The 23,744-nt window shown below is 65.4% G+C and carries 23 protein-coding genes; 16 read left to right on the plus strand and 7 right to left on the minus strand.

Features of this window, described 5'->3' with window-relative positions:
* Positions 1 to 14: 14 nt before the first annotated feature.
* Positions 15 to 932, minus strand: a complete 918-nt coding sequence (locus M1E07_RS16105) for a metallophosphoesterase (RefSeq protein ID WP_461187632.1) — start codon at positions 930 to 932, stop codon at positions 15 to 17.
* A gap of 294 nt (positions 933 to 1,226) precedes the next feature.
* Between M1E07_RS16105 and M1E07_RS16110 the strand changes: the two genes are divergently transcribed.
* The 4 genes from M1E07_RS16110 (at position 1,227) to ctaD (ending at position 4,630) form a co-directional block, all read left to right on the plus strand.
* Entirely contained in the window at positions 1,227 to 1,517 is a 291-nt protein-coding gene (locus M1E07_RS16110) for a hypothetical protein (protein ID WP_461187633.1), read from the plus strand.
* A 49-nt stretch (positions 1,518 to 1,566) separates the two neighbouring features.
* Positions 1,567 to 1,791, plus strand: a complete 225-nt coding sequence (locus M1E07_RS16115) for a hypothetical protein (protein WP_461187634.1) — start codon at positions 1,567 to 1,569, stop codon at positions 1,789 to 1,791.
* A 158-nt stretch (positions 1,792 to 1,949) separates the two neighbouring features.
* The gene (gene ctaC / locus M1E07_RS16120; RefSeq protein ID WP_461187635.1) at positions 1,950 to 2,876 is read left to right on the plus strand and encodes an aa3-type cytochrome oxidase subunit II; all 927 of its coding nucleotides are present in this window, start codon (positions 1,950 to 1,952) and stop codon (positions 2,874 to 2,876) included.
* Positions 2,876 to 4,630 (plus strand): aa3-type cytochrome oxidase subunit I, encoded by a 1,755-nt coding sequence (gene ctaD / locus M1E07_RS16125; RefSeq protein WP_461187636.1) that lies wholly within the window; start codon positions 2,876 to 2,878, stop codon positions 4,628 to 4,630. Before ctaC ends, ctaD begins: the two co-directional genes overlap by 1 nt.
* Before the next feature lie 195 nt (positions 4,631 to 4,825).
* On the opposite strand, the gene M1E07_RS16130 is transcribed toward ctaD, so the two are convergent.
* Complete coding sequence (locus M1E07_RS16130) at positions 4,826 to 5,710, minus strand: manganese catalase (RefSeq protein WP_461187637.1); 885 nt, start codon at positions 5,708 to 5,710, stop codon at positions 4,826 to 4,828.
* 77 nt (positions 5,711 to 5,787) lie between these two features.
* Positions 5,788 to 6,312, minus strand: a complete 525-nt coding sequence (locus M1E07_RS16135; RefSeq protein ID WP_461187638.1) for a DUF2243 domain-containing protein — start codon at positions 6,310 to 6,312, stop codon at positions 5,788 to 5,790.
* A 220-nt stretch (positions 6,313 to 6,532) separates the two neighbouring features.
* Between M1E07_RS16135 and M1E07_RS16140 the strand changes: the two genes are divergently transcribed.
* The 5 genes from M1E07_RS16140 to M1E07_RS16160 all read left to right on the plus strand — a co-directional run bounded on the left by M1E07_RS16140 (position 6,533) and on the right by M1E07_RS16160 (position 9,880).
* Positions 6,533 to 7,681, plus strand: a complete 1,149-nt coding sequence (locus M1E07_RS16140; RefSeq protein ID WP_461187639.1) for a zinc-dependent alcohol dehydrogenase — start codon at positions 6,533 to 6,535, stop codon at positions 7,679 to 7,681.
* Positions 7,682 to 7,694: 13 nt separating this feature from the next.
* Positions 7,695 to 8,285, plus strand: coding sequence for a hypothetical protein (locus tag M1E07_RS16145; protein ID WP_461187640.1), 591 nt, complete (start codon positions 7,695 to 7,697; stop codon positions 8,283 to 8,285).
* A complete protein-coding gene (locus M1E07_RS16150) occupies positions 8,282 to 9,052 on the plus strand; it encodes an MBL fold metallo-hydrolase (RefSeq protein WP_461187641.1) in 771 nt (256 codons plus the stop codon). Before M1E07_RS16145 ends, M1E07_RS16150 begins: the two co-directional genes overlap by 4 nt.
* A 198-nt stretch (positions 9,053 to 9,250) precedes the next feature.
* Entirely contained in the window at positions 9,251 to 9,475 is a 225-nt protein-coding gene (locus tag M1E07_RS16155; RefSeq protein ID WP_461187642.1) for a hypothetical protein, read from the plus strand.
* A 141-nt stretch (positions 9,476 to 9,616) separates the two neighbouring features.
* Positions 9,617 to 9,880, plus strand: coding sequence for a GlsB/YeaQ/YmgE family stress response membrane protein (locus M1E07_RS16160; protein WP_461187643.1), 264 nt, complete (start codon positions 9,617 to 9,619; stop codon positions 9,878 to 9,880).
* A 148-nt stretch (positions 9,881 to 10,028) separates the two neighbouring features.
* Here the strand turns inward: M1E07_RS16160 and nhaA are convergent, their stop codons facing one another.
* The 3 genes from nhaA to M1E07_RS16175 all read right to left on the minus strand — a co-directional run bounded on the left by nhaA (position 10,029) and on the right by M1E07_RS16175 (position 13,661).
* On the minus strand, positions 10,029 to 11,369 hold the full coding sequence (nhaA, locus tag M1E07_RS16165; protein WP_461187644.1) for a Na+/H+ antiporter NhaA: 1,341 nt from the start codon (positions 11,367 to 11,369) through the stop codon (positions 10,029 to 10,031).
* Between the two features lie 118 nt (positions 11,370 to 11,487).
* Entirely contained in the window at positions 11,488 to 12,162 is a 675-nt protein-coding gene (locus M1E07_RS16170) for a PAS and ANTAR domain-containing protein (protein WP_461187645.1), read from the minus strand.
* A gap of 278 nt (positions 12,163 to 12,440) precedes the next feature.
* Positions 12,441 to 13,661: an FAD-dependent oxidoreductase gene (locus M1E07_RS16175; RefSeq protein ID WP_461187646.1), complete on the minus strand. Its 1,221-nt coding sequence runs from the start codon at positions 13,659 to 13,661 to the stop codon at positions 12,441 to 12,443.
* A gap of 245 nt (positions 13,662 to 13,906) precedes the next feature.
* Between M1E07_RS16175 and M1E07_RS16180 the strand changes: the two genes are divergently transcribed.
* From M1E07_RS16180 to M1E07_RS16200, 5 genes are all read left to right on the plus strand, one after another.
* Complete coding sequence (locus M1E07_RS16180; protein WP_461187647.1) at positions 13,907 to 14,569, plus strand: arsenate reductase/protein-tyrosine-phosphatase family protein; 663 nt, start codon at positions 13,907 to 13,909, stop codon at positions 14,567 to 14,569.
* Positions 14,570 to 14,729: 160 nt separating this feature from the next.
* Positions 14,730 to 15,821, plus strand: a complete 1,092-nt coding sequence (locus M1E07_RS16185) for an LCP family protein (protein WP_461187648.1) — start codon at positions 14,730 to 14,732, stop codon at positions 15,819 to 15,821.
* Positions 15,822 to 15,901: 80 nt separating this feature from the next.
* Entirely contained in the window at positions 15,902 to 17,545 is a 1,644-nt protein-coding gene (locus tag M1E07_RS16190) for an alkaline phosphatase D family protein (protein ID WP_461187649.1), read from the plus strand.
* A gap of 155 nt (positions 17,546 to 17,700) precedes the next feature.
* Complete coding sequence (locus M1E07_RS16195; RefSeq protein WP_461187650.1) at positions 17,701 to 18,477, plus strand: histidine phosphatase family protein; 777 nt, start codon at positions 17,701 to 17,703, stop codon at positions 18,475 to 18,477.
* The gene (locus M1E07_RS16200; protein WP_461187651.1) at positions 18,455 to 19,444 is read left to right on the plus strand and encodes an NAD(P)H-hydrate dehydratase; all 990 of its coding nucleotides are present in this window, start codon (positions 18,455 to 18,457) and stop codon (positions 19,442 to 19,444) included. The genes M1E07_RS16195 and M1E07_RS16200 overlap by 23 nt, the downstream gene beginning before the upstream one ends.
* Before the next feature lie 184 nt (positions 19,445 to 19,628).
* Here the strand turns inward: M1E07_RS16200 and M1E07_RS16205 are convergent, their stop codons facing one another.
* On the minus strand, positions 19,629 to 20,051 hold the full coding sequence (locus M1E07_RS16205; protein ID WP_461187652.1) for an Hsp20/alpha crystallin family protein: 423 nt from the start codon (positions 20,049 to 20,051) through the stop codon (positions 19,629 to 19,631).
* Positions 20,052 to 20,582: 531 nt separating this feature from the next.
* Here M1E07_RS16205 and M1E07_RS16210 point away from each other — a divergent pair.
* Positions 20,583 to 22,820, plus strand: a complete 2,238-nt coding sequence (locus M1E07_RS16210) for a S9 family peptidase (RefSeq protein WP_461187653.1) — start codon at positions 20,583 to 20,585, stop codon at positions 22,818 to 22,820.
* Positions 22,821 to 22,961: 141 nt separating this feature from the next.
* Entirely contained in the window at positions 22,962 to 23,720 is a 759-nt protein-coding gene (locus M1E07_RS16215) for a hypothetical protein (RefSeq protein WP_461187654.1), read from the plus strand.
* The last annotated feature ends 24 nt before the right edge of the window (positions 23,721 to 23,744 follow it).

Here is a 23,744-nt window from a genome sequence, read left to right on the forward strand (position 1 = left end):
TTCGAAGTAGCGGCCTACTGGCGGCCGCAGGGGGTGCCTCCCGCGTTTTCGGTGGCGGATGGGATGGCGCCGGCCGCGGCCTGGAGCCGCCGCCGGGTTTCCTCGGCGGTGATGTAGGAGCTCATCCGGGGGTATTCGCCCACCGGAACCACTGCCGAGACGAAGGTGCGGTCGTGGATGCGGATCAGATTGAAGGACCGGGCGCCGTCCAGTCCCTGCATGGCGCCTGAGGGCAGGGCCAGGTCCTGGTTATAGCTGGTGGAGGAAGCCACCGATACCGGGATGTTGGCGAAGGTTGAAAAGACGCTGTGGTGCGTGTGGCCGGAGAGGATCCCGATGACATCGCTGCCTTCCAGCACCCGGGCCAGGCCCTCCTGGTTCCGCAGCTCCGAAAGCACCGCGAGTTCCTGTACCGGCGGAACAGGCGGGTGGTGGATCACCAGGAGGGTGCCGTCGTCGGCCCTCGTCTCCAGTTCCCCGGCCAGCCAGCGCAGCTGCTCATCGCTGATCTCGCCGTGGTGGTAACCAGGTGTGGAGGAGTCCAGGACCAGCACCCGGAGATTGCCCAAAGAGTAGCTGCGGTCCACCGGAAGGGTCCGCGGCTCCTCGTCGAGGAGCATCTTCTGGAAGTTCATACGTTCGTCGTGGTTGCCCATGGCCCAGATGAGCTGGGCTCCCATCCGCTCGGCGTAGGCCTGGCAGGTGGTCCGCAACCGCCGGTAGGCCTCCAGGCCGCCCTTGTCCGTGAGATCGCCGGAGAAGATGATGGCTTCCGGTTTCAGCCCGCTGGCCTCGATGGCATCGAGGACTTCCACCAGTCCCGTTTGCGGATCCAGCTCGCCGTACAGCAGGCCCTCTTCCACGAAGTGCGGGTCGCTTACGTGGACCAGCACGTGGTTCGGGCCTGAGTACTCGGACTGGAGCAGGTGCATCGGAGCCTTTCAGCTTTTCCCGGGGCGGAGCCCATCGGGAAGATTGCTGACGGGCTCTGCATGCCGTCGAAGGAACAACATAATAAGCACGCTTATAAAATGTTGGGAAGACTTGTCTTTTGTTACGGCAGTGTGCAGGCTCTGCCCACTAACACGTCAGTGCGAGTCCGGCGGCGGCGGGCGGCTGTACTTCCCCGCCCGCCGCGGGTAAATTCAGGTGTGTGACGGGCGTTACCGCCGTCCTCCTCCGGCCCCTTCTGCAGTGGCCGCGGGAGTAGCTGCTGAAGCCACCCGGTGGCACATGTTGCAGAACTGGATAGAGCCATCATGCCGTCCTCGCACTTCCAGCAATTCCTTGATGAAGCCACCATTCCTGACCCTGCTGCCGAACACCCGTTGGGACCGGACTGCCTTTACGGCCTCTACGTCAGCTGGGCATCGCTGCACGGCTTCCGCGCTAAGTCCGACCAAGCCTTCCGTGCGGGCATGCAGCGTTGCGGTGTGGACATCCAGCACTCCCAGTTGCATATGACCGGCCCCGCCTCGGCCGATTACATCCTGCGCAGCTACCCCAACGTCGCCTGACGCGGCCAGGCAAGCCCCGGGTATAACGACGCTGACAGTTGAGTGAACCATGGCATTCGAGCCGCACGAGCCGGAGCAGCGCAGCCAGCTCAATTTCACCTTGCGGGAAGCCGACATCACCGTAGCGGAGCTCTGGCTGCGGTACTACAGCATCAGCGGTTCCGTCGGCGAATACGAGGTCCAGGCCTACATGGAGGGACTGATCTCCCTGCCGGCCCTCCAGCGCGACCTGCTGGCCATGGCGGCCAGGGAAATCATCAGCGAGGCGCCCTGACGTCGCCCGACGGCGGGGGAAGCTGAAGTGACTCCCGACGGCGACAGTCTCCCGCCGCCGTCGGCCGCCCTTTTCCCGGCGTACCACCCTTCCATCCGTCTCCATCCCGCGCTAGGGTGGGCACAAACCACTGGCCAGCGCCATGGGTGATTGGGCTCATGCAGTTGGGCCTCTGGGCATATCCGGAGGGAACCGCGGTGAGCAGCACTGGAAAAAACACCTTTCAAGGGCGGCGGGGTGCCGCTTTACTCATCATCCCGGCTTTGATGGGTTTAACCTCCTGTTCGGCTGAGGTCCAGCGCGGCTGGCTGCCCGGCGAACGCGATACTACAGACCACACCCCCTTGGTCACGGACCTGTGGGTGAACTCGTGGATCGCTGCGACCGTGATCGGTGTGATCACCTGGGGGCTCATCCTGTGGTGCATCATCGCCTACCGCCGCAGGAAAGACACTGTCGGGTTCCCGCGGCAGATGAGCTATAACCTCCCGCTGGAAGTCTTCTACCTGTCCGTCCCGCTGATGATAGTCGGGGTCCTGTTCGTGTTCACGGACCGCGACCAGCGTGCAATGGACGACCGCTTCGAGGACCCGGATGTGATCATCGATGTCCGTGGCAAGCAGTGGTCCTGGGACTTCAATTACGTCAAGGAAGATGTCCACGAGGATCCCGGAGTGCAGGCCCGCCTGGACGGCAACTGGGGCACGCCAGACCGGCTGCCCACCCTGTACCTGCCGGTGGGTAAAAAGGTTGAACTGCAGCTCAACTCCCGGGACGTCCAGCATTCCTTCTGGGTGGTGGAGTTCCTGCAGAAGCGGGACATGTATCCGGGTGAAAACCAGTACAACCGGTTCATCGACATCATTCCCACCCGCACCGGTGAATTCACCGGAAAATGCGCCGAACTCTGCGGCGAATACCATTCCGAGATGCTCTTCAAGGTGCGGGTAGTGACCGAGCAGGAATACAACAACCGCATTGCCGAACTCCGGGCCAAGGGTAACACCGGTATCCGCGGAGACGAATACGACAAGAATCCGGCACAACCAGCCCTGGAACAGGCACAGCAAAGGACGGAACCGTAATGACCACCACCGGCCAGAACATGGGCGTCACGTCGGCGACCGCCGCACCCTCGGTGGTCAAGCGCCCCAAGGGCAGCATGGTGGTCAGCTGGATCACTTCCACGGACCACAAAACCATCGGGTACATGTACCTGATTGCCTCGTTTGTGTTCTTCCTCATTGCCGGCATTATGGCGCTGCTCATCCGGGCCGAGCTGTTCGAACCCGGCATGCAGATCCTGCAGACCAAGGAGCAGTACAACCAGCTGTTCACCATGCACGGCACCCTGATGCTGCTGATGTTCGCCACCCCGCTGTTCGCTGGTTTCACGAACGTCATCATGCCGCTGCAGATCGGTGCTCCGGACGTCGCGTTCCCGCGGCTGAATGCGCTGGCTTTCTGGTTCTTCCTCTTCGGCTCCACCATCGCAACGTCCGGCTTCATCACCCCGCAGGGCGCTGCTTCCTTCGGCTGGTTCGCCTACGCTCCACTGTCCAACACCACCTTCACGCCCGGCCTGGGCGGGGACCTGTGGGTGTTCGGCCTGGCGCTGTCCGGCTTCGGCACCATCCTGGGCGCGGTCAACTTCATCACCACCATCATCTGCATGCGCGCCCCCGGCCTGACCATGTGGCGGATGCCGATCTTCACGTGGAACGCCCTGGTCACGTCCATCCTGGTGCTGATGGCCTTCCCGCCGCTGGCTTCGGCCCTGTTTGCGCTGGGAGCGGACAGGAAGTTCGGGGCCCACATCTTCGACCCCGCCAATGGCGGCGCCATCCTCTGGCAGCACCTGTTCTGGTTCTTCGGCCACCCCGAGGTGTACATCATCGCGCTGCCGTTCTTCGGCATCGTCTCCGAAATCTTCCCGGTGTTCAGCCGCAAACCGATCTTCGGCTATAAGGGCCTGGTGTACGCAACGATCGCCATCGCCGCCCTGTCCGTAACGGTGTGGGCCCACCACATGTACGTGACCGGAGCGGTGCTGCTGCCGTTCTTCGCATTCATGACCATGCTCATCGCAGTGCCCACGGGCGTGAAGTTCTTCAACTGGATCGGCACCTTGTGGGGCGGTTCGCTGACGTTCGAGACGCCTATGCTGTGGAGCCTCGGCTTCCTGATCACGTTCCTCTTCGGCGGCCTCACCGGCATCATCCTGGCCTCCCCGCCGCTGGACTTCCACGTCTCCGACTCCTACTTCGTGGTGGCGCACTTCCACTACGTGGTGTTCGGCACCGTGGTGTTCGCGATGTTCGCCGGGTTCTACTTCTGGTGGCCGAAGTTCACCGGAACCATGCTGAACGAGCGCCTGGGCAAGATCCACTTCTGGATGCTGTTCCTGGGCTTCCACGGCACCTTCCTGATCCAGCACTGGCTGGGTGTTGAGGGCATGCCCCGCCGGTATGCCGACTACATGCCGGAGGACAACTTCACGGGAATGAACCAGCTTTCCACCATCAGCTCCTACCTGCTGGGTGCCTCCATGATCCCGTTCCTCTGGAATGTCTACATCACCTGGCGGACCGGCAAGAAAGTCACAGTGGACGACCCCTGGGGCTTCGGTGCCTCGCTGGAGTGGGCCACGTCCTGTCCGCCGCCGCGGCACAACTTCACCTCGCTGCCCCGGATCCGTTCCGAGCGTCCAGCCCTGGACCTGCACCATCCCGAGCTGAGCGTCCGGGATACCGTGTCCGCTGACAACCCGGCTGCCAATGTTCTGGGCGCCGCGGACATCGGGGAACGCAACGTCAGGGATCTGAACCCCGAGACGTAGCACGCACAGGCGAAGCCCCCTGCCGGCCGGTCCTTCCGGGTACCGGCCTGCAGGGGGCTTTTTCCTGCGATTTCGATGCGCGAAGTACCGGTTGACGCGCAAAAACGCTGGCGCACCCGGAATATCAGGTGCGTCAGCGTTTTAGCGCGTCGCAAAACAACGTGCGGGTCGCGGAGCGTTGCCCGCCGGTACCGGCTACTCCTTGTGGAGCTTGTCCTGAATGGTTCCCGCAGCTTTTTCCATCATGTTCGGCAGCTCGGTGGTGCCGTAGAAGCGGGAATCAGGGTGCGTGGGCGGCGGCATTGGGACGCCGGCCGGAGGCTCTGCCACGTAGCTGAACTCGCCCAGCCCGTCCGGTGTAGGACCCTTGGCCCAGGACCCCTCCGCCGCGGCCTGGCCGTCGGAGAAGTTCCGGTACTGGTAGGCGACGTCCCGCATCTCATTTTTAAGGGGGAAGTTGCTGGGCACCGGGAAGTTCTCGGCGCCTTCCTCCTGGAGTTCCTTGGCCGCGGCTACCCACTGGTTCTGGTGCATGGTGTCGCGCGCCAGCAGGAACGAGAGCATTTCCCGGACGCCGTGGTCATCCGTCATGTGGTACAGCCGGGCCACCTGGAGCCGGCCCTGCATTTCGGCGTTGGCGTTGGCCCAGAAGTCGGCGAGCAGGTTTCCGCTTGCCGTGATGTAGCTGCCCTGCCAGGGGTTACCCATGCTGTCGACGGGACGGACGCCGGCGCCGGCAACGATGGCGGACTGGATATCGGTTCCGCCAACCACGGCGGCGATGGTGGGATCGGACTGGACGGCGTCCTCGGTGATCCCGAGGGGCGCTTTCTCCAGCAGCTGGGCGATCATGGTGGCCAGCATCTCCACGTGGCCGAATTCCTCTGCTCCAATGCCGAACAGCATGTCCCGGTACTTCCCCGGGATGTGCGCGTTCCAGGCCTGGAACGAGTACTGCATGGCCACGGTGATTTCACCGTACTGGCCACCCAGCACTTCCTGGAGCTTGCGGGCATAGACGGCGCCCGGCTTCTCCGGAGTTGCCTTGTATTGAAGTTCCTGCTTGTGAAAGAAAACCACGAGTATGTCCTCTCGAGCTCACATTTGGGTTTGTGGAACCGAAGTGGTTCCGGCAGCCGAGTTAATCAGCATGCTTACTATCCTGCGTCAGATGCGTCGCTTTTTCCAGACGTTTGGCTACCCCGAAACAGAAGCCATCCGCCCACGGCCAGGACCACGCTGATCACCAGGAAGCCGAGGTCCCAGGCCAGCGGCCCGCCGAGGTCATCCCGGACGTGATGGATCTGCAGGAGCTGATGGTTGACCAAGCCCTCGATGACGTTGAAGACTCCCCAGCCGCACAGGACCAGGCCGGTGTGGAAGCTCCAGCGGGCAGACAGCCGTCCCTGCTGCCGGGCTCTGATGGCGAGAGCGGCTGCAGCCACCACCAGCACCCACATGGCGCTGTGAAACAAGCCGTCCGCCAGGGTGTTCAGTTCCAGACCGGACACCGACTTTGTGTTGCCGCTTTCGGTGTGGCTAAGCATGTGGTGCCATTGCAGCAGCTGGTGCAGGACGATGCCGTCCACGAACCCGCCGATCCCCATTCCGAACAGGAAAGCCGGGGCTCGGGCCGGTGTGCCGGCCGCCTTCGCCGGCGTAGCTTGGGTTTCCCGTGACACTGTTCTGCTCCCCCTTGTGTCGGTGCACCTTTCACCTTGTCCCCTACCCGCCGTCGGACGCTCTAAGCATCCCGCACCCCCGCTAAAGGTGCCGGCGCAGCGACCCTTGACCAGGTCCAGCCCGAGGTGGAAACGTAGGGCAAGCGGTGCGCCTCAAGCAGCGGGGTGGTTCCTCCACGAGTCGGAACCGCACGGCCAGCCAACAACGAAGGCGGCACTCATGCGAGCAATGGTTTACCGGGGACCGTACAAAATCCGGGTCGAAGAAAAAGACATTCCCCGGATCGAGCACCCCAACGACGCGATCGTCCGGGTGACCACCGGAGCCATCTGCGGCTCTGACCTTCACCTTTACCACGGCATGATGCCGGACACCCGGGTGGGAATGACATTCGGGCATGAGTTTGTGGGCGTGGTGCACGAAGTAGGCTCCTCGGTGCAGAACCTCGTACCGGGCGACCGCGTGATGGTCCCGTTCAACGTCTACTGTGGCTCCTGCTACTTCTGCTCCCGTGGGCTGTATTCGAACTGCCACAACGTGAACCCGAACGCGACTGCGGTGGGCGGCATCTACGGCTACTCCCACACCTGCGGAGGGTACGACGGCGGCCAGGCGGAGTTCGTGCGCGTCCCCTTTGCAGACGTGGGGCCTGCCAAAATTCCGGACTGGATGGACGAAGAGGACGCCGTCCTGCTCACCGATGCGCTCCCCACCGGCTACTTCGGCGCCCAGCTCGGGGACATCGTTGAAGGCGACACCGTGGTGGTGTTCGGTGCCGGGCCGGTGGGCCTGTTCGCCGCCAAGTCCGCCTGGCTGATGGGCGCCGGCCGGGTGATCGTGATCGACCACCTGGAGTACCGGCTGGAGAAGGCCCGGACCTTCGCGCACGCCGAGACATACAACTTTGTGGAGTACGACGACATTGTGGTGCACCTGAAGAAAGCGACTGACTACCTGGGCGCCGACGTCGTGATTGACGCTGTGGGGGCCGAGGCGGACGGTAATTTCCTCCAGCACGTGACGTCCGCGAAACTGAAGCTGCAGGGCGGCTCGCCGGTCGCCCTCAACTGGGCGATCGACGCGGTGCGCAAGGGCGGCACCGTGTCGGTGGTGGGCGCGTATGGCCCAATTTTCAGTGCCGTGAAGTTCGGCGACGCCGTGAACAAGGGCCTGACGCTGCGGATGAACCAGTGCCCGGTCAAACGGCAGTGGCCGCGGCTGTTCGAACACATCCGAAACGGGTACCTGAAGCCCAGCGATATCGTCACCCACCGCGTCCCGCTGGAGCACATTGCCGAGGGGTACCACATCTTCTCCGCGAAGCTCGATGACTGCATCAAGCCCCTGATCGTTTCCACCCCGGCCTGAAAGGACTTTCATCATGGCTGAGATACCAACGCCCTACACCGCCGGCAAGTCCCCCTTGGCGGAATCCGCGGAGGACCTGCGGGCGCGCATCCCGGGCTGGGGCGCGGACCTGGACCCTGCCGACAGGCCCTCCTACCCCCGCGAACAACCCGGCATCGAAACCGGCGCGCACTGGGACTTCCCCGAACGCCAACCCGAGAAATGGCCCCGCGAACGGTCCGTCGAACACGCCTTCCTAACCCCCGTTTTCGGCACCTCCACCCCACCCAAGGGCGCCTCCGGGGCCATCCGGAAGTACGCCTACAAATACAGCGAAGGCCGCGCCGCGCACTGGCTCCTGCTCATCGCCGCAGACCGGGTGGACGCGTGGGAGCACCATCTGGGCTCGCTGGCCACCCTGCGCCCGGACAACCCGGTGACCGAGACGGGAGTGCTCAGCGAATTCTCCCGGCACGGCCTCCGCTCCCGGTTCGGAAGGAAGCGGGCCGACGTGAACCACCAGTGGATCGATCCCCTCGTGGTGGGCGGGCCCTGGGTGCTCGCCGGCCTGGGTGGCGTCGCCGCGGTGCGGGCGCTCCGCCGGGCAGCGGGAGGACGGAAATGACGCCGGCCACCTCAGGCAGGGCAACGTTCACCGCTGTGGCGGAAGGCGTGCACTGCGTGTCCGAGGCGTTCGTCAACTTCTATCTGGTGGAGAGCCCCGACGGGCTGACCCTGGTGGACTCCGGGCTGCCGGCAATGTGGAAGACACTGGAGGAATCAGTTCGGGGGCTGGGGCACGCGGTGGGCGACATCAAGGCGGTGGTGCTCACCCACGCGCACTTCGACCATCTGGGTCTGGCACACCGGCTGCATACGGAGTTCAAGGTCCCGGTCTGGGTTCACGGCGGCGACTCCTTCATCGCCCGGCACCCCTACCGGTACCAGCACGAGAAGTCCCGTTTTGTGTTCGCGCTGGCCCACCCGAAAGGCCTGCCCGTCCTGGCCAGCATGACCAGGGCGGGCGCCTTGCGGGTGAAGGGCGTTGATGATCTGACCCTGTTTCCTGGGCAGTCCGGCACACTGCCGGTGCCGGGGCAGCCCGAGGTGGTTTTCTCCCCCGGCCACACCGCCGGCCACTGCGGGCTGTACCTGCGGGACCGGGATGTGCTGTTCAGCGGGGATGCGCTGGTGACGCTGGACCCGTATACCGGCCGGACCGGGCCGCGGATCGTGTCCGGAGCCGCCACCATGGACAGCCGGCAGAACTTGGACACCCTGACGCAACTGGCGCGGACCGGGGCTTCGCTGGTCCTTCCCGGGCACGGTGAACCCTGGACCGGCGGGATCGAGGAGGCAGTCGCAGCAGCCCGGCGCGTGGCGGCCTCCTGACCCGCAGAGGTTTCGACGCGCAAATGACTTGGCGCGGCCCGCATAACAGGGGCGCCGAGGCATTTGCGCGTCGGTTTTGACTCTGCGCGTCGATCGCATTGTCCGCTGATACAGAAAAAACACCGTGTTGAAACATGTCAGCAACCTGGCCACGGCAAGCTGTTGTCACCGGGATACAACAGCAGGAGGCACCGCATCATGGAGGCACAAAAAGTACTCACGGCCCAGCTTCGCATCGGCGACCAGATCGAAGCGTGGCACAACGGCAAGCTCTTCCACCGGGGGCGGGTGACCGACGTCGTACCCGCCCTGGAACTGTTCTGGATCCTGGATGCGAGGACCGGTGCGCGCAAGCTGCTGGATCCGGAGGCGCTGGAGATCCGCCATGTGGAGGCACCGGCCCAGCCTCTGGCTACTGCCTGAGGGCTACGGCCTGAGGGCGGCCTGCGTTTGAGGGCGGCCGATGCTTGAGGACGGTGAGCGGGGCGCGCCTAGAATGAGTTTGATGCGGAACCACCGCGGAAGTCCGGGCGTCACATGCCCGCAACCACGAAGGAGCACACCGTGATTGGATTCATTGTTGCCGGCCTGATTATCGGCGCACTGGCCCGCCTCATCAAGCCGGGCAAGCAGAACCTGGGCCTGCTCGCCACCTTGCTGCTGGGCCTCGTCGGCTCCGTGATCGGCGGCGTGGTGGCTTCACTGCTGGGCACCGGAAACATTTTTGAACTGAACTTCCTGGGCTTCATCGTGGCCGTCATCGCGTCGGTGCTCCTGGTGGGCACCGCGGAGGCCGTTGCCGGGCGCCGGAAGTCAGTGCGCCGCTAGAACCTTTTGGGGCCGCCTGCCGGGTCGCGGGCAGCCCACCGGACCGGACAGAAACGCCACAGGCGCTTGGAAATGCCAGGCGCCTGTGACGTCAGGTGGGCCAAGCGCCCGCGGTGACGTCCCGACGTCGGCCGCTTGCCTGGGAGCCCTAGGTGCGGTCCTGGTACACGTCCGGAATACCGTCGTCGTCAGCGTCCACTCTTTCGGCTTCCTCGGCCGCGCGGTACTGGCGGTTCCTGGTCCGGAGCACGGCCGTGGCCAGCAGCGCCGCCAGCAGGGAGGCGGTGAGGATTCCCACTTTGGCGTGGTCATCGTGCAGGCTGCCCTGGCCAAAGCTGAGTTCGGCCACCAGCAGGGACACCGTGAACCCGATACCGGCCAGAAGCGCCACGCCGAAGACGTCAATCCACTTGAAGGAGTCATCAAGCCGCGCCCTGCTGGTCTTGGTCAACAGCCATGTGGTTCCCATAATGCCGATCGGCTTGCCGAGCACCAGGGCCACGATGATGCCCAAAGCTACGGGATCAGCCAGGGCAGAGCCCAACCCTTCCAGGCCTCCCACTGCCACGCCGGCCGAAAAGAACGCGAAGATTGGCACTGCAATGCCTGCAGAAATGGGCCGGAAGCGATGTTCGAAGATTTCAGCCAGGCCCGGTCCTGCTTCGGGCCCGCCGCCTGCCTGCGAACGGATCACCGGGACGGCAAAGCCCAGGAGGACTCCGGCCACCGTGGCGTGGATCCCCGAAGCGTGAACCAGCGCCCACGTGACCATCCCGAGCGGCAGCAGGATGAGCCACGCCGCCGCCGCCTTGCGGCCAAAGAAATGGCGGTACTTCTGGGCCAGGAACGCATAGATCGCCAGCGGAACCAGGGCCCAAAGCAGGGGCATGACCTGAAGGTCGCTGGTGTAGAAGAACGCGATGATGGAGATGGCGATAAGGTCGTCAACCACTGCCAGCGTCAGCAGGAAGATCCGCAGGGCGCTGGGCAGGTGTGAACCGATAATCGCCAGGACGGCCACCGCGAATGCGATGTCCGTGGCGGTCGGGATGGCCCAGCCGCGCAGGGTTTCCGGGCTGGTGAAGTTGATAAGGGCGTAGATGAGGGCCGGGGCCACCACCCCGCCCGCGGCAGCGGCCACCGGAACGATCGACTTGTTCAGCTGCCGCAGGTCCCCCGCTACGAACTCCCGTTTGAGCTCCAGGCCCACCAGGAAGAAAAAGATTGCCAGCAGCCCGTCGGCCGCCCAGGCTCCGAGGCTGAGGTCAAGATGCCACGGCTCGTAGCCTACTTTGAAGTCCCGCATGGCGAAGTAACTGTCCGCGGCGGGTGAGTTGGCCCAGACCAGTGCGATGACCGCCGCGGCAACCAGCAGCGCTCCGCCCACGGTCTCTTTGCGCAGGATCTCGCCGATCCGCAACGCTTCGGCGTAGCTGCCCCGGCCGAAAATCGTGGAGCGGGCGGGGTTGGGTGGGGGCGTCTGGCTCATCAAGCGTCCTCAAATCCGGGATCGACAAATTTATGCCGACCAGACTTCCCGGCGCACCTTCGAGTTATCCTACAGGTCCGGGTTCCGCCCCGGCCATGTGACGTCCGGGACCGGCCGCCTAGCCTGCCCGGCGCGCCGCGCTTCCCAGCGACCTGCTGTCATGGGCAATGGCCCTAACGGCGGCGTCGAGGTAACCGCCCGTAGCCGCGGAGTTTGCCAGCTGCACCAGCTCAGCTGCCACCACCACCAGCTTGACGTTGCGGTGGCTGCTGGTGCTCACCAGCACCTGGAAGGCCTCGTCCGAGCCCAACTTCAGCTGACCCATCAGGATGCCCCGCGCCTGGTCGATGACGCTGCGGGTGGAGGTCGCCCCCGCCACCGCTTCGCGCGTTTTCTCCTCGGTTTCGCGCTGGAGCGTGGAGGTGAGGTCAATCATCACTCCTTCCATGGCGGTGACCTTCCCGGCAGCATCCACAATGGCCTCGCCGGACGTCAGCACCCGCCGTGTCCGGCCGCGTGAATCGATGATCCGGTGGTACATGCAGAAGTAGCCTCCGGTCTTCGCAACCTGCGCCACGATCTCTTCGCATCGGGGCCTGTCCTCCGGGTGCTTGTGCGAGTACAGCAACTCCAGGGTGGGCACTACTTCGCCGCGCTCATACCCGTGCAACTGGAACATGCCGTCCGACCATTCAATCTTCCAGCCGTCAACATCAACGTGGTATGTGCCCGCGACGCACTCATTGTCGCCCAGGGCACTTGAGTACGTGTAGGGGCCGCTCAGTTCAGCCACAGAGCCACCTCGGTCCTATCTTCCAGCCACGTCCGCAAGGACGCAGGCGCCATTGCCTGTTTCCTTCATTATGGTCAAGAAGCGTCACCGCGGAAAGGCCGCAAGCTTCTCACCACGCCTTGAGCATGCGGATTAGGGGGCTGGAGATAGTTGACAGCTATGGCGCCTGCCGCCGTCGTAATTCCCGACGCCGGCACCCCCTCCGCGACGCCCTCTCACCTTTAGCAACAATTCCGGCGCGAAATCAAGGACGCCCGGGCCCGCACCTGCCGGCGCGGTCAAGCGCTGCGGCGTTGGACGTGTTCGGGAAGGATGCCGACCCCGACGAACCGTGCGGTGACCCGGCGCAGCAGTGGTGAGGCGACCCGGAGAAGTCCGATGAACCAGCGGGGCGCCACCCGGCTGCCGGTAGCCGCCCTTGCAACCACCTTGTGTCCGTTGCGCTGAAGCAGCTGCACAACCTTCACCGGCCTCTCACGACGCCGCTGCACCGCCGCGAGCCTTTCCACCGGCAAGGTTCCGGTTGCCAGGTCGTCCGCTATGGCGTTGGACAGTGCGACGGCGTCCTGGATGGCGAAGTTCACGCCGACGCCGAACATCGGGGACATCGCGTGGGCTGCGTCGCCAATCGCGATGAACCCGGGACGGTACCAGCGCCGGAGTCGGTTGATCTTCACTGAGAGGAGCTTGATCTGGTCCCAGTCCGTGAGGGTGTCAACGACGGGGCGCAGCACGGGCGCAGCGTTGCTGATCCGCGCTCGAAGGGCGCCAAGCCCCGCCCCCCGAAGCTCGTCGAAACCACCCTTCCGGATGACCATGCCCGACTGGTATCTGTCGCCCCTGTCAATGGTGAGGACCATTCCCTGGGGAGATATGTATCCGAGGGTTGCAGGCGGAGGGCTGGGTGGTTTGGGAAGGCTGAACCACAGCACGTCGATAGGCACGCCGAACTCGTCTGGAATCATCCCGGCAGCTCCGCGCAGGACGGAGGCGCGACCGTCAGCGGCAACAGTGAGCGTCGCCCGGATTTCAAGCGCGCCGTCGGCCGCGGCGGCCCGCACGCCGCGCACCTGGTCCTCCTCAATGATCAGGTCCGTCACGTCGGTGAGCATGCGCAGTTCAAAGTTCGGGAACACCGCCGCCTCGCCGGCGAGGAAGTTCAGGAAGTCCCACTGCGGCGCCAAAACGAGAAAGTTGTCGGGGCCCGGGAGGGTGCCGAAATCCACCAGCGTGAAGCGCTGGCCGTCAAAAACGGCGTCCATGGTGGGCAACCGGGTGAGCGGCAGTTGCAGGAACTTTTCGCGCAGTCCCAATTCGCCAAGCAGGGTCACGGTGGAAGGATGCACGGTGTCGCCGCGGAAGTCGCGAAAGAAGTCTGCGTGCTTTTCCAGCACTGTGACACGCAAGCCGGTGCGGGCCAGGAGGTAGCCGAGCACCATGCCAGCCGGGCCGCCGCCGGCTATCACGCAGTCGCGCTCGAGAAGGCTCTCCACACTCATATCATCCGGCCTCTTTCGCGGAAAGTGATAGGGGCTCGTCTGGAAACGTGCGGAAAGTGATAGGGGCTTGCCTGGAAACGTGCGGAAGGTGATGGGGCGTCGCGTAAAAACGTGCGGAAGGTGATGGCGCGTCCTATGGAAACGTGCGGAAGGTGATGGGGCGTGCGGGGTGGGGCGGCCGGCGTCGGGTCGTTGCGTGTTAAGTTGAAAAGCACGGAGGCACCGGCTGGAAAGAGAAATCTCCCTTGGACTCACCCGCACCAGTAAGAATCCTGACCGTCTGCACGGGCAACATCTGCCGGTCACCCGTGGCCGAGCGGCTGCTGCAGGCGGGGCTCAACCAGGTGCTGCCGGGCGGATTCGAGGTGGCCAGCGCAGGGACCCGCGCCATGGTGGGCGACCCCATGCAGCCGATTTCCGCGGACATCGTACGCACGTTCGGCGGCGACCCCGAAAACTTCGCCGCCCGCCAACTGACACCGAAGGTCCTGCGCGGCGTGGACCTGGTGCTCACCATGACCTCGGGGCACCGCGGCGAGGTCCTGCAGCTGGACGCGTCCCTCCTCAAGCGGACCTTCACCATCCGCGAGTTCGCCCGGATGCTTGACGTCCTGGACGAGCGCGCTGCCGCTTCCGAGGGCAGGGATCCTGGCGCAGGAACGCCCGACGACGGCGATCCCCTGGCCGCCAACCACGCCTTTTGGCGGGGCTTGCCGGCGAGCGCGGCGGCGGTGCGCCACTTGTCGCTGCCTGCAGACTCGTCCGAGAACGACATCATCGACCCCTACCGCCGGGCGCCCGAGGTATACCGGCAGATGGAGGACGAACTCGCGCCCGCGATCGTGTCCATCCTGCGCCATGCACGCCTCAACGCTCCCGTTCGCGGGACCCGTGCCGGGTCACTGTAGCGCTCCGGCGAGCCCGGCATCTCTCCCGAAAGATTCGACGGCGGCCCGGTGAGTCCGACGGCGGCGGCCATGGCAGGTGACAGTTTGGACACGTTTGTAGCCAGGGAGGGCCCGGCGGGCGGACACTGATCCCACCATCCCCACGATGAGGTGAGGCACAATGAGCACGCCCGGCGATTCCGAACCCGGCACCAGCCCCTCCGGCCCCCACCCGCGCGGTCTTGGCCTGGTGCTCTGGCGGCGACGTTGGATTGCGGCGCTGCTGGCGGTGGTCCTGGTGGCGGTTGCCGTCGTCGCCGTCGTCAGCCTCAACCGCGCAGGCAACGAGGCCCAGCCTGCCGCAACTCAAAGCGAAACCCCCGCTGGGACAGCTTCCGAAACTCCGCTGCCGGCCTTGCCTCCTCCGCCGCCGCCTCCATCCATCCCGGAACACCCTGCCGTGGCCATGAACGTCCTGGTGATTGGCAGCGACATGCGCGGCATCGCCAAAGATGCCGCAGCCCACACCGCGGCAACCGGCCAGCCCATGGACCACCGTTCAGACGTCCTGATGCTGGTCCATGTCCCGGCTGACCGCCGGTCCCTGTACATCGTTTCCATCAACAGGGACCTGTGGGTGGACATCCCCGGCTTCGGTGGAGGAAAGATCAACGCCGGGCTGCAGTACGGCGGCATCGACATGACCACCCGGACGGTGCAGCAACTGTTTGGGATCACTATCCACCACACCCTGATGCTGGACTTCGGCGGCTTCAAGCTTCTGGTGGACGGGCTGGGCGGCATCGACGTCAAGGTCCCCGTCCCGTTCCAGTCCACGCACGACACGAAGCACGTCTTCGGCCCGGGCGTGAATCACCTGAACGGCCAGGCGGCGCTGGAATTCTCCCGGGAGCGTCACGCGTTCATCGACGGCGACTTCCAGCGGGTGCGCAACCAGCAGGCCCTGCTGCGGGCCGTCCTCGCCCGCCTCACGGCCGGCGGCGCCCTGAAGAACGTGACGGCGGTAAGGGGCCTGGTGGAGTTCGCGTCCTGCTGCCTCACAGTGAACAAGGGCTTTGACCCGGCGCAGGCCGCCATCCTCGCCTACAGCCTCCGCAACCTGAACGCGAACGCCATCGGCATGATGACCCTGCCCACGGCCGGGAACGGATTCATCGCCGGGCAGTCCGTGCTGCTCCCGGATTACGCCGCCATCAATGCCGTGGGGGCCGCCCTTCGGGAGGGACGGATCAAGGAGTTCGCAGTGCCGTAAGCCAGCTGTTCAGCCCCGGCTTACCCTTCGTTCACCTATGGGAAACGGTCCGTGCGCCGGGCGCCGGAAGGCTGGCCCCCATGACTGACATTTCTCGCCGCACCATCGTCAAGGGCTCCGTCCTCGCCGCCGCACTGGCAGCCACACCCGCAGCTGCGCAGGCCGCCCCTGGCCAGCAACCCGCCGGCATTGCATTGGTCCGGAACCGGCTGACCCTGCCCAGCGGTATCGCCACCGGCGACGTCACCTCCGACTCCGCCGTGCTGTGGTCCCGCGCTTCAGGCCCCGGCCGGATGACAGCCATACTGCGGGCGGTCGACGACGGCGGCGGGGTCCTGCGCGGCCGCGGCTCCTTCGAGCGCACCCTCCGCGGGCCGCGCGCCACCCAGGCTTCCGACTTCACCGCAAAGATCCACGCCGGTAACCTGCCGTCCAACACCCGCTTCGCGCTGGAGATCAACTTCGAGGACGACGGCGGCGCTGCCGGTGAGACGGTCCGCGGCACCTTCCGCACGGCTCCCGACGCCGGGACGGGCAACGGGGGCGACGTGCCGGCGTCGTCCGTCCAGAGCTTCGTCTGGACCGGTGACACGGCCGGGCAGGGCTGGGGCATCAACGAGGAGATCGGCGGGATGCGCGGTTACCGGGCCATGCACCAGGCCCGGCCGGACTTCTTTATCCACTCCGGCGACACGGTGTACGCGGACGGACCGCTGACTGAAACCGTGGTGGAACGGGACGGGCAGGTGTGGCGGAACCTGGTGACCGAGGAGGTGTCCAAGGTGGCCGAAACCCTCACCGAATTCCGCGGCCGGCACCGGTACAACTCCATGGACGCCAACATGCGTGCCATGTTCGCTGACGTGCCGGTGATCGCAAACTGGGACGACCACGAAACCACCAACAACTGGTACCCCGGCGAGATCCTCGAGGACCCGCGCTACACGGTCCGCGACGTCAACACCCTCGCGGCGCGCGGCCGGCAGGCGTGGCAGGAGAACATGCCGATCGCCGACTCGTCCGCGCTCTGGCGCCCCGGCACGTTCGACGACGCCGGCCAGTACCAGCCCGCGCGCATCTACCGGAAGATCAGCCGCGGCCCCCAGCTGGACATTTTCTGCCTGGACATGCGCACCTTCAAGTCCCCCAACACCGACGGCAAGGAGTCGTACGCCACGTCCATCCTCGGCCAGGAACAGGTGGACTGGCTGATCCGGGAAGCCACGAAATCAAAGGCCACCTGGAAAGTGATTGCCGCCGACCTGCCGCTGGGCATCATTGTGCCCGACGGCGCCGTAAACCAGGAGAGCCTGGCAAACCGCGACGCCGGTGCGCCACTTGGGCGCGAGCTGGAGATCGCGGGGGTGCTGAGCGCGTTCAAGCACAACCGGGTTAAGAACGTGGTGTGGCTCACGGCCGACGTGCACTACTGCGCCGCCCACCACTACTCCCCCGAGCGCGCCGCCTTCACCGACTTCGACCCGTTCTGGGAATTCGTGGCCGGGCCCATCGCCGCCGGCTCTTTCGGCCCCAACCCGATGGACGGAACGTTCGGCCCCGAGGTGGTCTTTTCCAAGGCCGGGCGCTTCCCCGGAGAGTCGCCGCGCGACGGCGAGAACCAGTTTTTCGGGCACGTGCAACTGGATGACCACACCTTTACCGTGAGCCTGCGGAATGCCAACGGTGCCACGGTGTTCTCAAAGGTGCTGACGCCGCAGCCGTAGCCGGGGCGGCTCCCGGTGGCGCTGCCGCTCGCTGCGCTTCCGGGCGGCCTCCCGCCGTCGTCGATTGACCCACCTCGTTTACTTTCCCTGGCCCATGGGTACGCCGCTGGTAATGTTCCTGCATTCGGCACGGCACACGGACGGGGTGATTCTTTGTGGAAGAGGACGGACTGACAGAGGCTGTCCAAGAAGCCGGGGCGGTGGATCTGATCCTGATCCGCCACGGTGAGAGCGAAGGGAACGTGGCTGCCACCGATGCGCGGCTGGCGGGGGCAGAGGTCATCGAGGTGCCGGCCCGGGACGCAGACGTGGACCTCTCGGGAACCGGGCAGGAACAGGCCAAGGCCCTGGGCGCCGCGCTGGCCCGCATTGCTGAGGACGTCCGGCCGGATGCCGTGGTTTCCTCGCCGTACGCCCGTGCCCGCCAGACGGCCGAGATCGCCATCGAAGCAGCGGGCTGGCCCGTCAAGGTGCGGACCGATGAACGCCTGCGCGACCGCGAACTCGGCATCCTGGACCGGCTGACACGCCGCGGTGTTGAAAGCCGCTTTCCGGAAGAGGCTGAGCGCCGCGAGTGGCTGGGCAAGCTCTACTATCGGCCGCCGGGCGGCGAATCCTGGGCTGATGTGGCACTGCGGCTGCGTTCCGTCCTGGATGAACTGAACAGCCTCGGCACCGGGCACCGGGTGATGCTGGTGTGCCACGACGCCGTGATCCTGCTGTTCCGCTACGTGCTGGAGGGCATGAATGAGCAGGAAATCCTGGACCTTGCCGCGAGCACGTCGGTCCTCAACGCTTCGTTGACCCGCTACGTCCGGCCGTCCGGTGAGGGGCCCTGGACCTTGGAAAGCTTCAACGTGGCGGACCACCTCACCGAGCAGGGTGTAACAGTCACCGAGCATGCGGGAGATGCCAGTGTCCACCCAAAATGACTCCCTGGCCACAGCCCGGGCTGCCACCGCTTCCCCGACGCTGGTGACGCCGTCGCTGCTTCGCGGCTGGCCGCTGCCGGCGCCGGGCGCGGACAAGTATTCGCGCGGCTCGGTGCTGGTGATCGGTGGTGCACGGGCCACGCCCGGTGCGGTACTGCTGGCCGGTACGGCTGCGCTGCGGGCCGGCGCCGGAAAGCTCACGCTTGCCGTGGCGGAGTCGGTGGCGATGCAGCTGGGCGTGGCCCTGCCGGAATGCGGGGCCATGGGGCTGCCGGAAAACGCGGACGGCTCGGTAACCGGTGAGGGCCTGGACCGGATCTCCTCGTACCTCGAGCGCGCCGATGCGATCCTGGTGGGCCCCGGGCTGGACGATCCGGACCTCGCGGCGGAGCTGCTGCGGGCACTGCTGGAGCGGGAGGCGGCCGGCTCCAGTGATTCAGGCTCTGGTGATTCAGGCTCTGGTGAGGGGGACGCTGGCGGTGGTCCCGCCGTCGTGCTTGATGCCTATGCCCTGGGTGCCTTGGTGAAGGTGGCGGACCTGCTGGAGCCGTGGAAGGGGCGGCTGATCCTCACGCCGAACCCGAAGGAGGCAGCTGTTTTGCTGGACCGCAAGGTGGAGGATCTGGCTGCCGATATTGCTGAGATCGCGGATACGTTCCAGGCGGTGGTGAGCTGCCAGGGCTTCATCGCACGTCCGTCCGGCGAGGACGCGCCGGAGGAATCCGAACTCTGGCAGATGACCACCGGGTACGGCGGGCTGGGGACTTCCGGCAGCGGGGACGTCCTTGCCGGGGCAATCGCGGGACTTCGCGCCCGGGGAACCACCAGCGCGCAGGCCGCATGCTGGGGGACCCATCTTCACGCTGCAGCAGCAGACCGGCTCGCCAGCAGGCTGGGCCCCCTCGGGTTCCTCGCCCGCGAACTGGCCGACGAACTGCCCGCCCTGATGCTGGAGCTGAATACCTAACAGCGCCCCGGGGCGTTCGAAGCCCGGGCATGGGACGGCCCCCGGCCGAAACCGGGGGCCACCGTACCGGGAAGTGCAGGCCTACCCTGCCGTGCGTGTTCAGCGCTGTGGCGTGCTCAGAATGGCTATCCGCCCCAAAAGGCAGTCAACAATCATTTACCCGACATCCCGATCCTGCTGGGTACTAAGCGGAAATTTCCTGCTTTGCCCCCTTCGTCTCAACTTCAATCTTACGCGGTTTGGCCTTTTCAGCGACAGGAATCCGAAGGGTCAGGACACCGGCGTCGTACGACGCCCTCACGTTGTCAGTGTCCAGCGTGTCCCCGAGGATCAGCTGGCGGCTGAACACGCCGCGCGGCCGCTCGGAGGCGATCAGCTCCGTGTCCTGGCCTGCGGGTTCCGGGCGCTCCGCCCGCACCGTCAGGACATTCCGTTCAACATCCAGATCCACTGAGTCCGCTGAAACACCGGGCAGATCAAAGGCGACTACAAAGTCCTGGCCTTCACGCCAGGCGTCCATTGGCATCGCTGCCGGACGCGCTGTGGTGCCGAGGACCTGCTGGGCCAGCCTGTCCAGCTCGCGGAACGGATCGGTTCGCATCAACATGGCTTCCCTCCTCGTGAGAGACGGTCCAACACTGTTTTGGTACCAGCCGATCTGTATTGGCTGATACAGATTTTTTAGCACCGTCCAGGAAGATCTGCAAGCGGTTTTCGCAAAAGTTTTTCCGGCTCCAGGCGGGGTGCGGATGGGCACGCAGAAGGGGCCCTCGCGGTGTGCAAAGGGCCCCTTCGGCGCGTGGCGTGATAGCTGTTCTAGCTCCGGGTTGGGTCGGGACGGAGCGGCTCAGGACCCGGGTCCGGCACGGGCAGTGGCCCGGGAGGCTCCGGTACGGGAAACGGGTTGGGCGATGGCGGACCGGGGTGGCCGGGCTGGCCGGGATCAGGGGTTGGGCCTGGCTCCGGCGGGAACGGCTCGGGCTCGTGCACTGGCGGGATGGTCATAAACTTCCCTTCTCACGCTGGGCGGATGTGCCTTAGCGTGAACAGGATACGCCTGCCGCCGAAACCCTACTAGGGCCTCGTCCGGTAGCGAACGGCCGGTCCAATGTCAGGGCGGGTCTATATATTTGAACCCATGACCCAGACTCCGCTGCAGGACTCCGCCAGCACTGCGACCCCCACCCCCACTCCCCCGGTTGCCCGGAAAATCGCCTCCGAGCGCATTCACCACGGGGACACGTTCGTGGACAACTACGAGTGGCTGCGGGACAAGGAATCCACCGAGGTAGTGGAGCACCTTAAGGCCGAAAACGCCTACCAGGAAGCAGTCACCGCGCATCAGGAGCCGCTGCGCGAGGCGATCTTCCAGGAGATTAAGGGCCGCACCCAGGAAACAGACCTGTCCGTCCCCCACCGCAAGGACGGCTGGTGGTACTTCAGCCGCTCGGCGGAAGGCAAGGAGTACGGCATCCAGTGCCGGGTCCGTGCCCAAAACACCGGCAACCCCGTCGCGGACTGGACTCCCCCGGCCGTGGAACCGGGCGTCGGTATCCCGGGCGAGGAAATCCTGCTGGACGGCAACATCGAGGCCGAAGGGAAGCCGTTCTTCTCGGTTGGCGGCACCGCTGTCACGGTGGACGGCACCCTTTACGCCTATGCCGTGGACAACGCCGGCGATGAACGCTTCACCCTGCGCATCAAGGACCTGCGGACCGGCGGGCTGCTGCCGGACGTCATCGAAAACGTCTTCTACGGCGTCTCCTTCTCCCCGGACGGCACCCGCATCTTCTACACACTGGTGGACGACTCCTGGCGCCCCTACCAGGTCAAGGCCCACACCCTGGGAACACCCGTTTCCGAGGACGTGGTGATCTACCAGGAGGACGACGTCGCCATGTGGCTGGGCTTTGAGCTCTCCGCTGACAGGCGCTATCTCGTGCTGGGCATCGGCTGCTCTGAGTACAGTGAGACCCGGCTTCTCCGGTTCGATGATCCCGCCCAAGAGCTCACCACCGTTATTTCCCGGGGTGAGCGCGTACTCTACGAGGCCGAACCGTTCCTGCTGCCGGGCCCCGACGGCGTCAAGACCGAACGCATCCTGCTCACGCACAACCGCGGCGCCATCAACTCCATGGTCTCCCTGGCTGACTGGGCCGAGCTTCGCAAGCCGCTCCCCGAGCAGCGGTGGGACAGCGTCGTTGAACATTCCGACGACGTCCGCGTCAACGGCGCAGGCGTCACCTCCACGCACCTCGTCGTTTCCATCCGCAAGGACACCATCGAGCGCGTGCAGGTCATCGGGCTGGAAGGCCTGGGCACTGCGGCCCAGGAGGCACCGGTGGAGCCCGCGTTCGACGAGGAGCTGTACACCGCCGGGGTGGGCGGCTCCGATTACGAGGCCCCAGTCATCCGGCTCGGCTACACGTCCTACTTCACGCCGTCCCGGGTCTACGACTTTGTCCTGCCTACTTCCGGGCAGCCCGCCGGCGAGCTGCTCCTCCGAAAGGAAAGCCCGGTCCTGGGCGGGTACGACGGCAAGGACTACGTGGCCACCCGGGAATGGGCTGAAGCGGGCGACGGCACCCGCATCCCGCTCTCCGTGCTGCGCCACAAGGCGGTTAAGCAGGATTCGACTGCGGTGGGCCTGGTGTACGGTTACGGCTCCTATGAGTTGAGCATGGATCCCGGCTTCGGCATCGCGCGGCTGTCCCTGCTGGACCGCGGCGTGGTGTTTGTGATCGCCCACATCCGCGGCGGCGGCGAACTGGGCCGGCACTGGTACGAGGACGGCAAGAAGCTCAGCAAGAAAAACACCTTCACCGACTTCGTGGACGCCACGGACTGGCTGGCAGGCTCGGGCTGGGTGGATCCCTCCCGGATAGCGGCCCTGGGCGGCTCGGCCGGCGGACTGCTGATGGGTGCCGTGGCCAACATGGCCCCGGAAAAGTATGCCGCGATCGTGGCGCAGGTGCCGTTCGTGGACGCGCTCACCACCATCCTGGATCCGGAGCTGCCGCTGTCCGCCCTTGAGTGGGAGGAATGGGGCAACCCCATCACGGACCCCGAGGTCTACACCTACATGAAGTCGTACTCGCCCTACGAGAACGTCCGCCCGGCGTCGTACCCGAAGATCGCCGCGGTAACGTCCTTCAACGACACCCGGGTCCTGTACGTGGAGCCGGCAAAGTGGGTGCAGGAGCTGCGGAACAGGACCACGGGATCCGAGCCGGTAGTGATGAAGATCGAGATGGACGGCGGCCATGGCGGCGCGTCCGGCCGGTATGTCCAGTGGCGCGAGCGGGCTTGGGACTACGCCTTCATCGCAGATTCCCTCGGTGCCACGGAGCTGCTCCCGGGGGCTGGCCTGAAATAGGCACACCTGTTGCTCCATCGCGGGGGGCCAGACGAATTCGGCCTGGTTCCCAAAAAAGCTAATCATGCTTACTCTTATCTGACGCAGTGCTGTCCGCTGGGGGGCAGATCAACCCGCGCCGGAACTTGAGGTGACGTGAGCATGGTTTCCCAGCACAGCGACGACGGAGCGAATGGCTGCCAGCGACTTGGGGCGGTTTTCCCCGTGCGCATCCTTGCCCTGGGGGCTGCTGCAGCCGTCCTGGCCGGGCTCACGGGGGTATGGTGGCCCGGCGCCGCCGCGTACGGCGCGGTTCAGCATGACGAACGCGCCGTACCGGCAGGCGCCGCCACGCCTGCCGACTGGGACGATCCCGGCCCATCCTGGGTATTCCCGTTCGACCCGCCGGAGGACCCGGAGGAGGACGGCAACCAGGCCTTGGCGGTGAACACCACCGACGGCTCGGTGGACTACAGCGTGGAGTTCGCACTTGTTTGGGCCGAGGACGGCGATCCGGTAGAGACGAGAAATGAAGCGTACGCGTTCGCCAGCTGCACAGGCTGCACGGCGGTGGCCGTGGGATTTCAGGTGGTGCTGATTGAGGAACAAACCGATGTCATAGCTCCCCAGAACCTGTCCGCAGCTGTGAATTACGACTGCACCGAGTGCAATACCTATGCGCTGGCCAACCAGTTGGTCCTGTCCCTTGCCGGCCCGCTAAATGACGACACTATGGAACAGCTGTCAGCACTGTGGTGCGAAATCGACGAGTACGGCACAAACCTTGAGGACGTCCCCCTTTCCGAAATTCAGAACAGGCTTGAGGCGTACAAGGAGCAGATCATCACGGTCGTCCAGGCCGACCCGAGCACCACAGAGGACGGCATCGCAACCTCCATCGAACCCGCCGCTGGGGCCTGAACCCTCATCGGTACTGATTTCCAA

It is taken from the genome of Arthrobacter sp. Z4-13 (assembly GCF_054792705.1).

What these genes read in the sequence shown, in the direction of transcription:
- ctaD (WP_461187636.1), top strand. Translation starts at nt 2,876, where the DNA reads ATGACCACCACCGGCCAGAACATGGGCGTCACGTCGGCGACCGCCGCA.
- M1E07_RS16145 (WP_461187640.1), top strand. Translation starts at nt 7,695, where the DNA reads ATGGCTGAGATACCAACGCCCTACACCGCCGGCAAGTCCCCCTTGGCG.
- M1E07_RS16190 (WP_461187649.1), top strand. Translation starts at nt 15,902, where the DNA reads ATGACTGACATTTCTCGCCGCACCATCGTCAAGGGCTCCGTCCTCGCC.
- M1E07_RS16155 (WP_461187642.1), top strand. Translation starts at nt 9,251, where the DNA reads ATGGAGGCACAAAAAGTACTCACGGCCCAGCTTCGCATCGGCGACCAG.
- M1E07_RS16105 (WP_461187632.1), bottom strand. Translation starts at nt 932, where the DNA reads ATGCACCTGCTCCAGTCCGAGTACTCAGGCCCGAACCACGTGCTGGTC.
- M1E07_RS16150 (WP_461187641.1), top strand. Translation starts at nt 8,282, where the DNA reads ATGACGCCGGCCACCTCAGGCAGGGCAACGTTCACCGCTGTGGCGGAA.
- M1E07_RS16215 (WP_461187654.1), top strand. Translation starts at nt 22,962, where the DNA reads ATGGTTTCCCAGCACAGCGACGACGGAGCGAATGGCTGCCAGCGACTT.
- M1E07_RS16115 (WP_461187634.1), top strand. Translation starts at nt 1,567, where the DNA reads ATGGCATTCGAGCCGCACGAGCCGGAGCAGCGCAGCCAGCTCAATTTC.
- M1E07_RS16140 (WP_461187639.1), top strand. Translation starts at nt 6,533, where the DNA reads ATGCGAGCAATGGTTTACCGGGGACCGTACAAAATCCGGGTCGAAGAA.
- M1E07_RS16200 (WP_461187651.1), top strand. Translation starts at nt 18,455, where the DNA reads ATGCCAGTGTCCACCCAAAATGACTCCCTGGCCACAGCCCGGGCTGCC.
- M1E07_RS16185 (WP_461187648.1), top strand. Translation starts at nt 14,730, where the DNA reads ATGAGCACGCCCGGCGATTCCGAACCCGGCACCAGCCCCTCCGGCCCC.
- M1E07_RS16175 (WP_461187646.1), bottom strand. Translation starts at nt 13,661, where the DNA reads ATGAGTGTGGAGAGCCTTCTCGAGCGCGACTGCGTGATAGCCGGCGGC.
- ctaC (WP_461187635.1), top strand. Translation starts at nt 1,950, where the DNA reads ATGCAGTTGGGCCTCTGGGCATATCCGGAGGGAACCGCGGTGAGCAGC.
- M1E07_RS16210 (WP_461187653.1), top strand. Translation starts at nt 20,583, where the DNA reads ATGACCCAGACTCCGCTGCAGGACTCCGCCAGCACTGCGACCCCCACC.
- nhaA (WP_461187644.1), bottom strand. Translation starts at nt 11,369, where the DNA reads ATGAGCCAGACGCCCCCACCCAACCCCGCCCGCTCCACGATTTTCGGC.
- M1E07_RS16205 (WP_461187652.1), bottom strand. Translation starts at nt 20,051, where the DNA reads ATGTTGATGCGAACCGATCCGTTCCGCGAGCTGGACAGGCTGGCCCAG.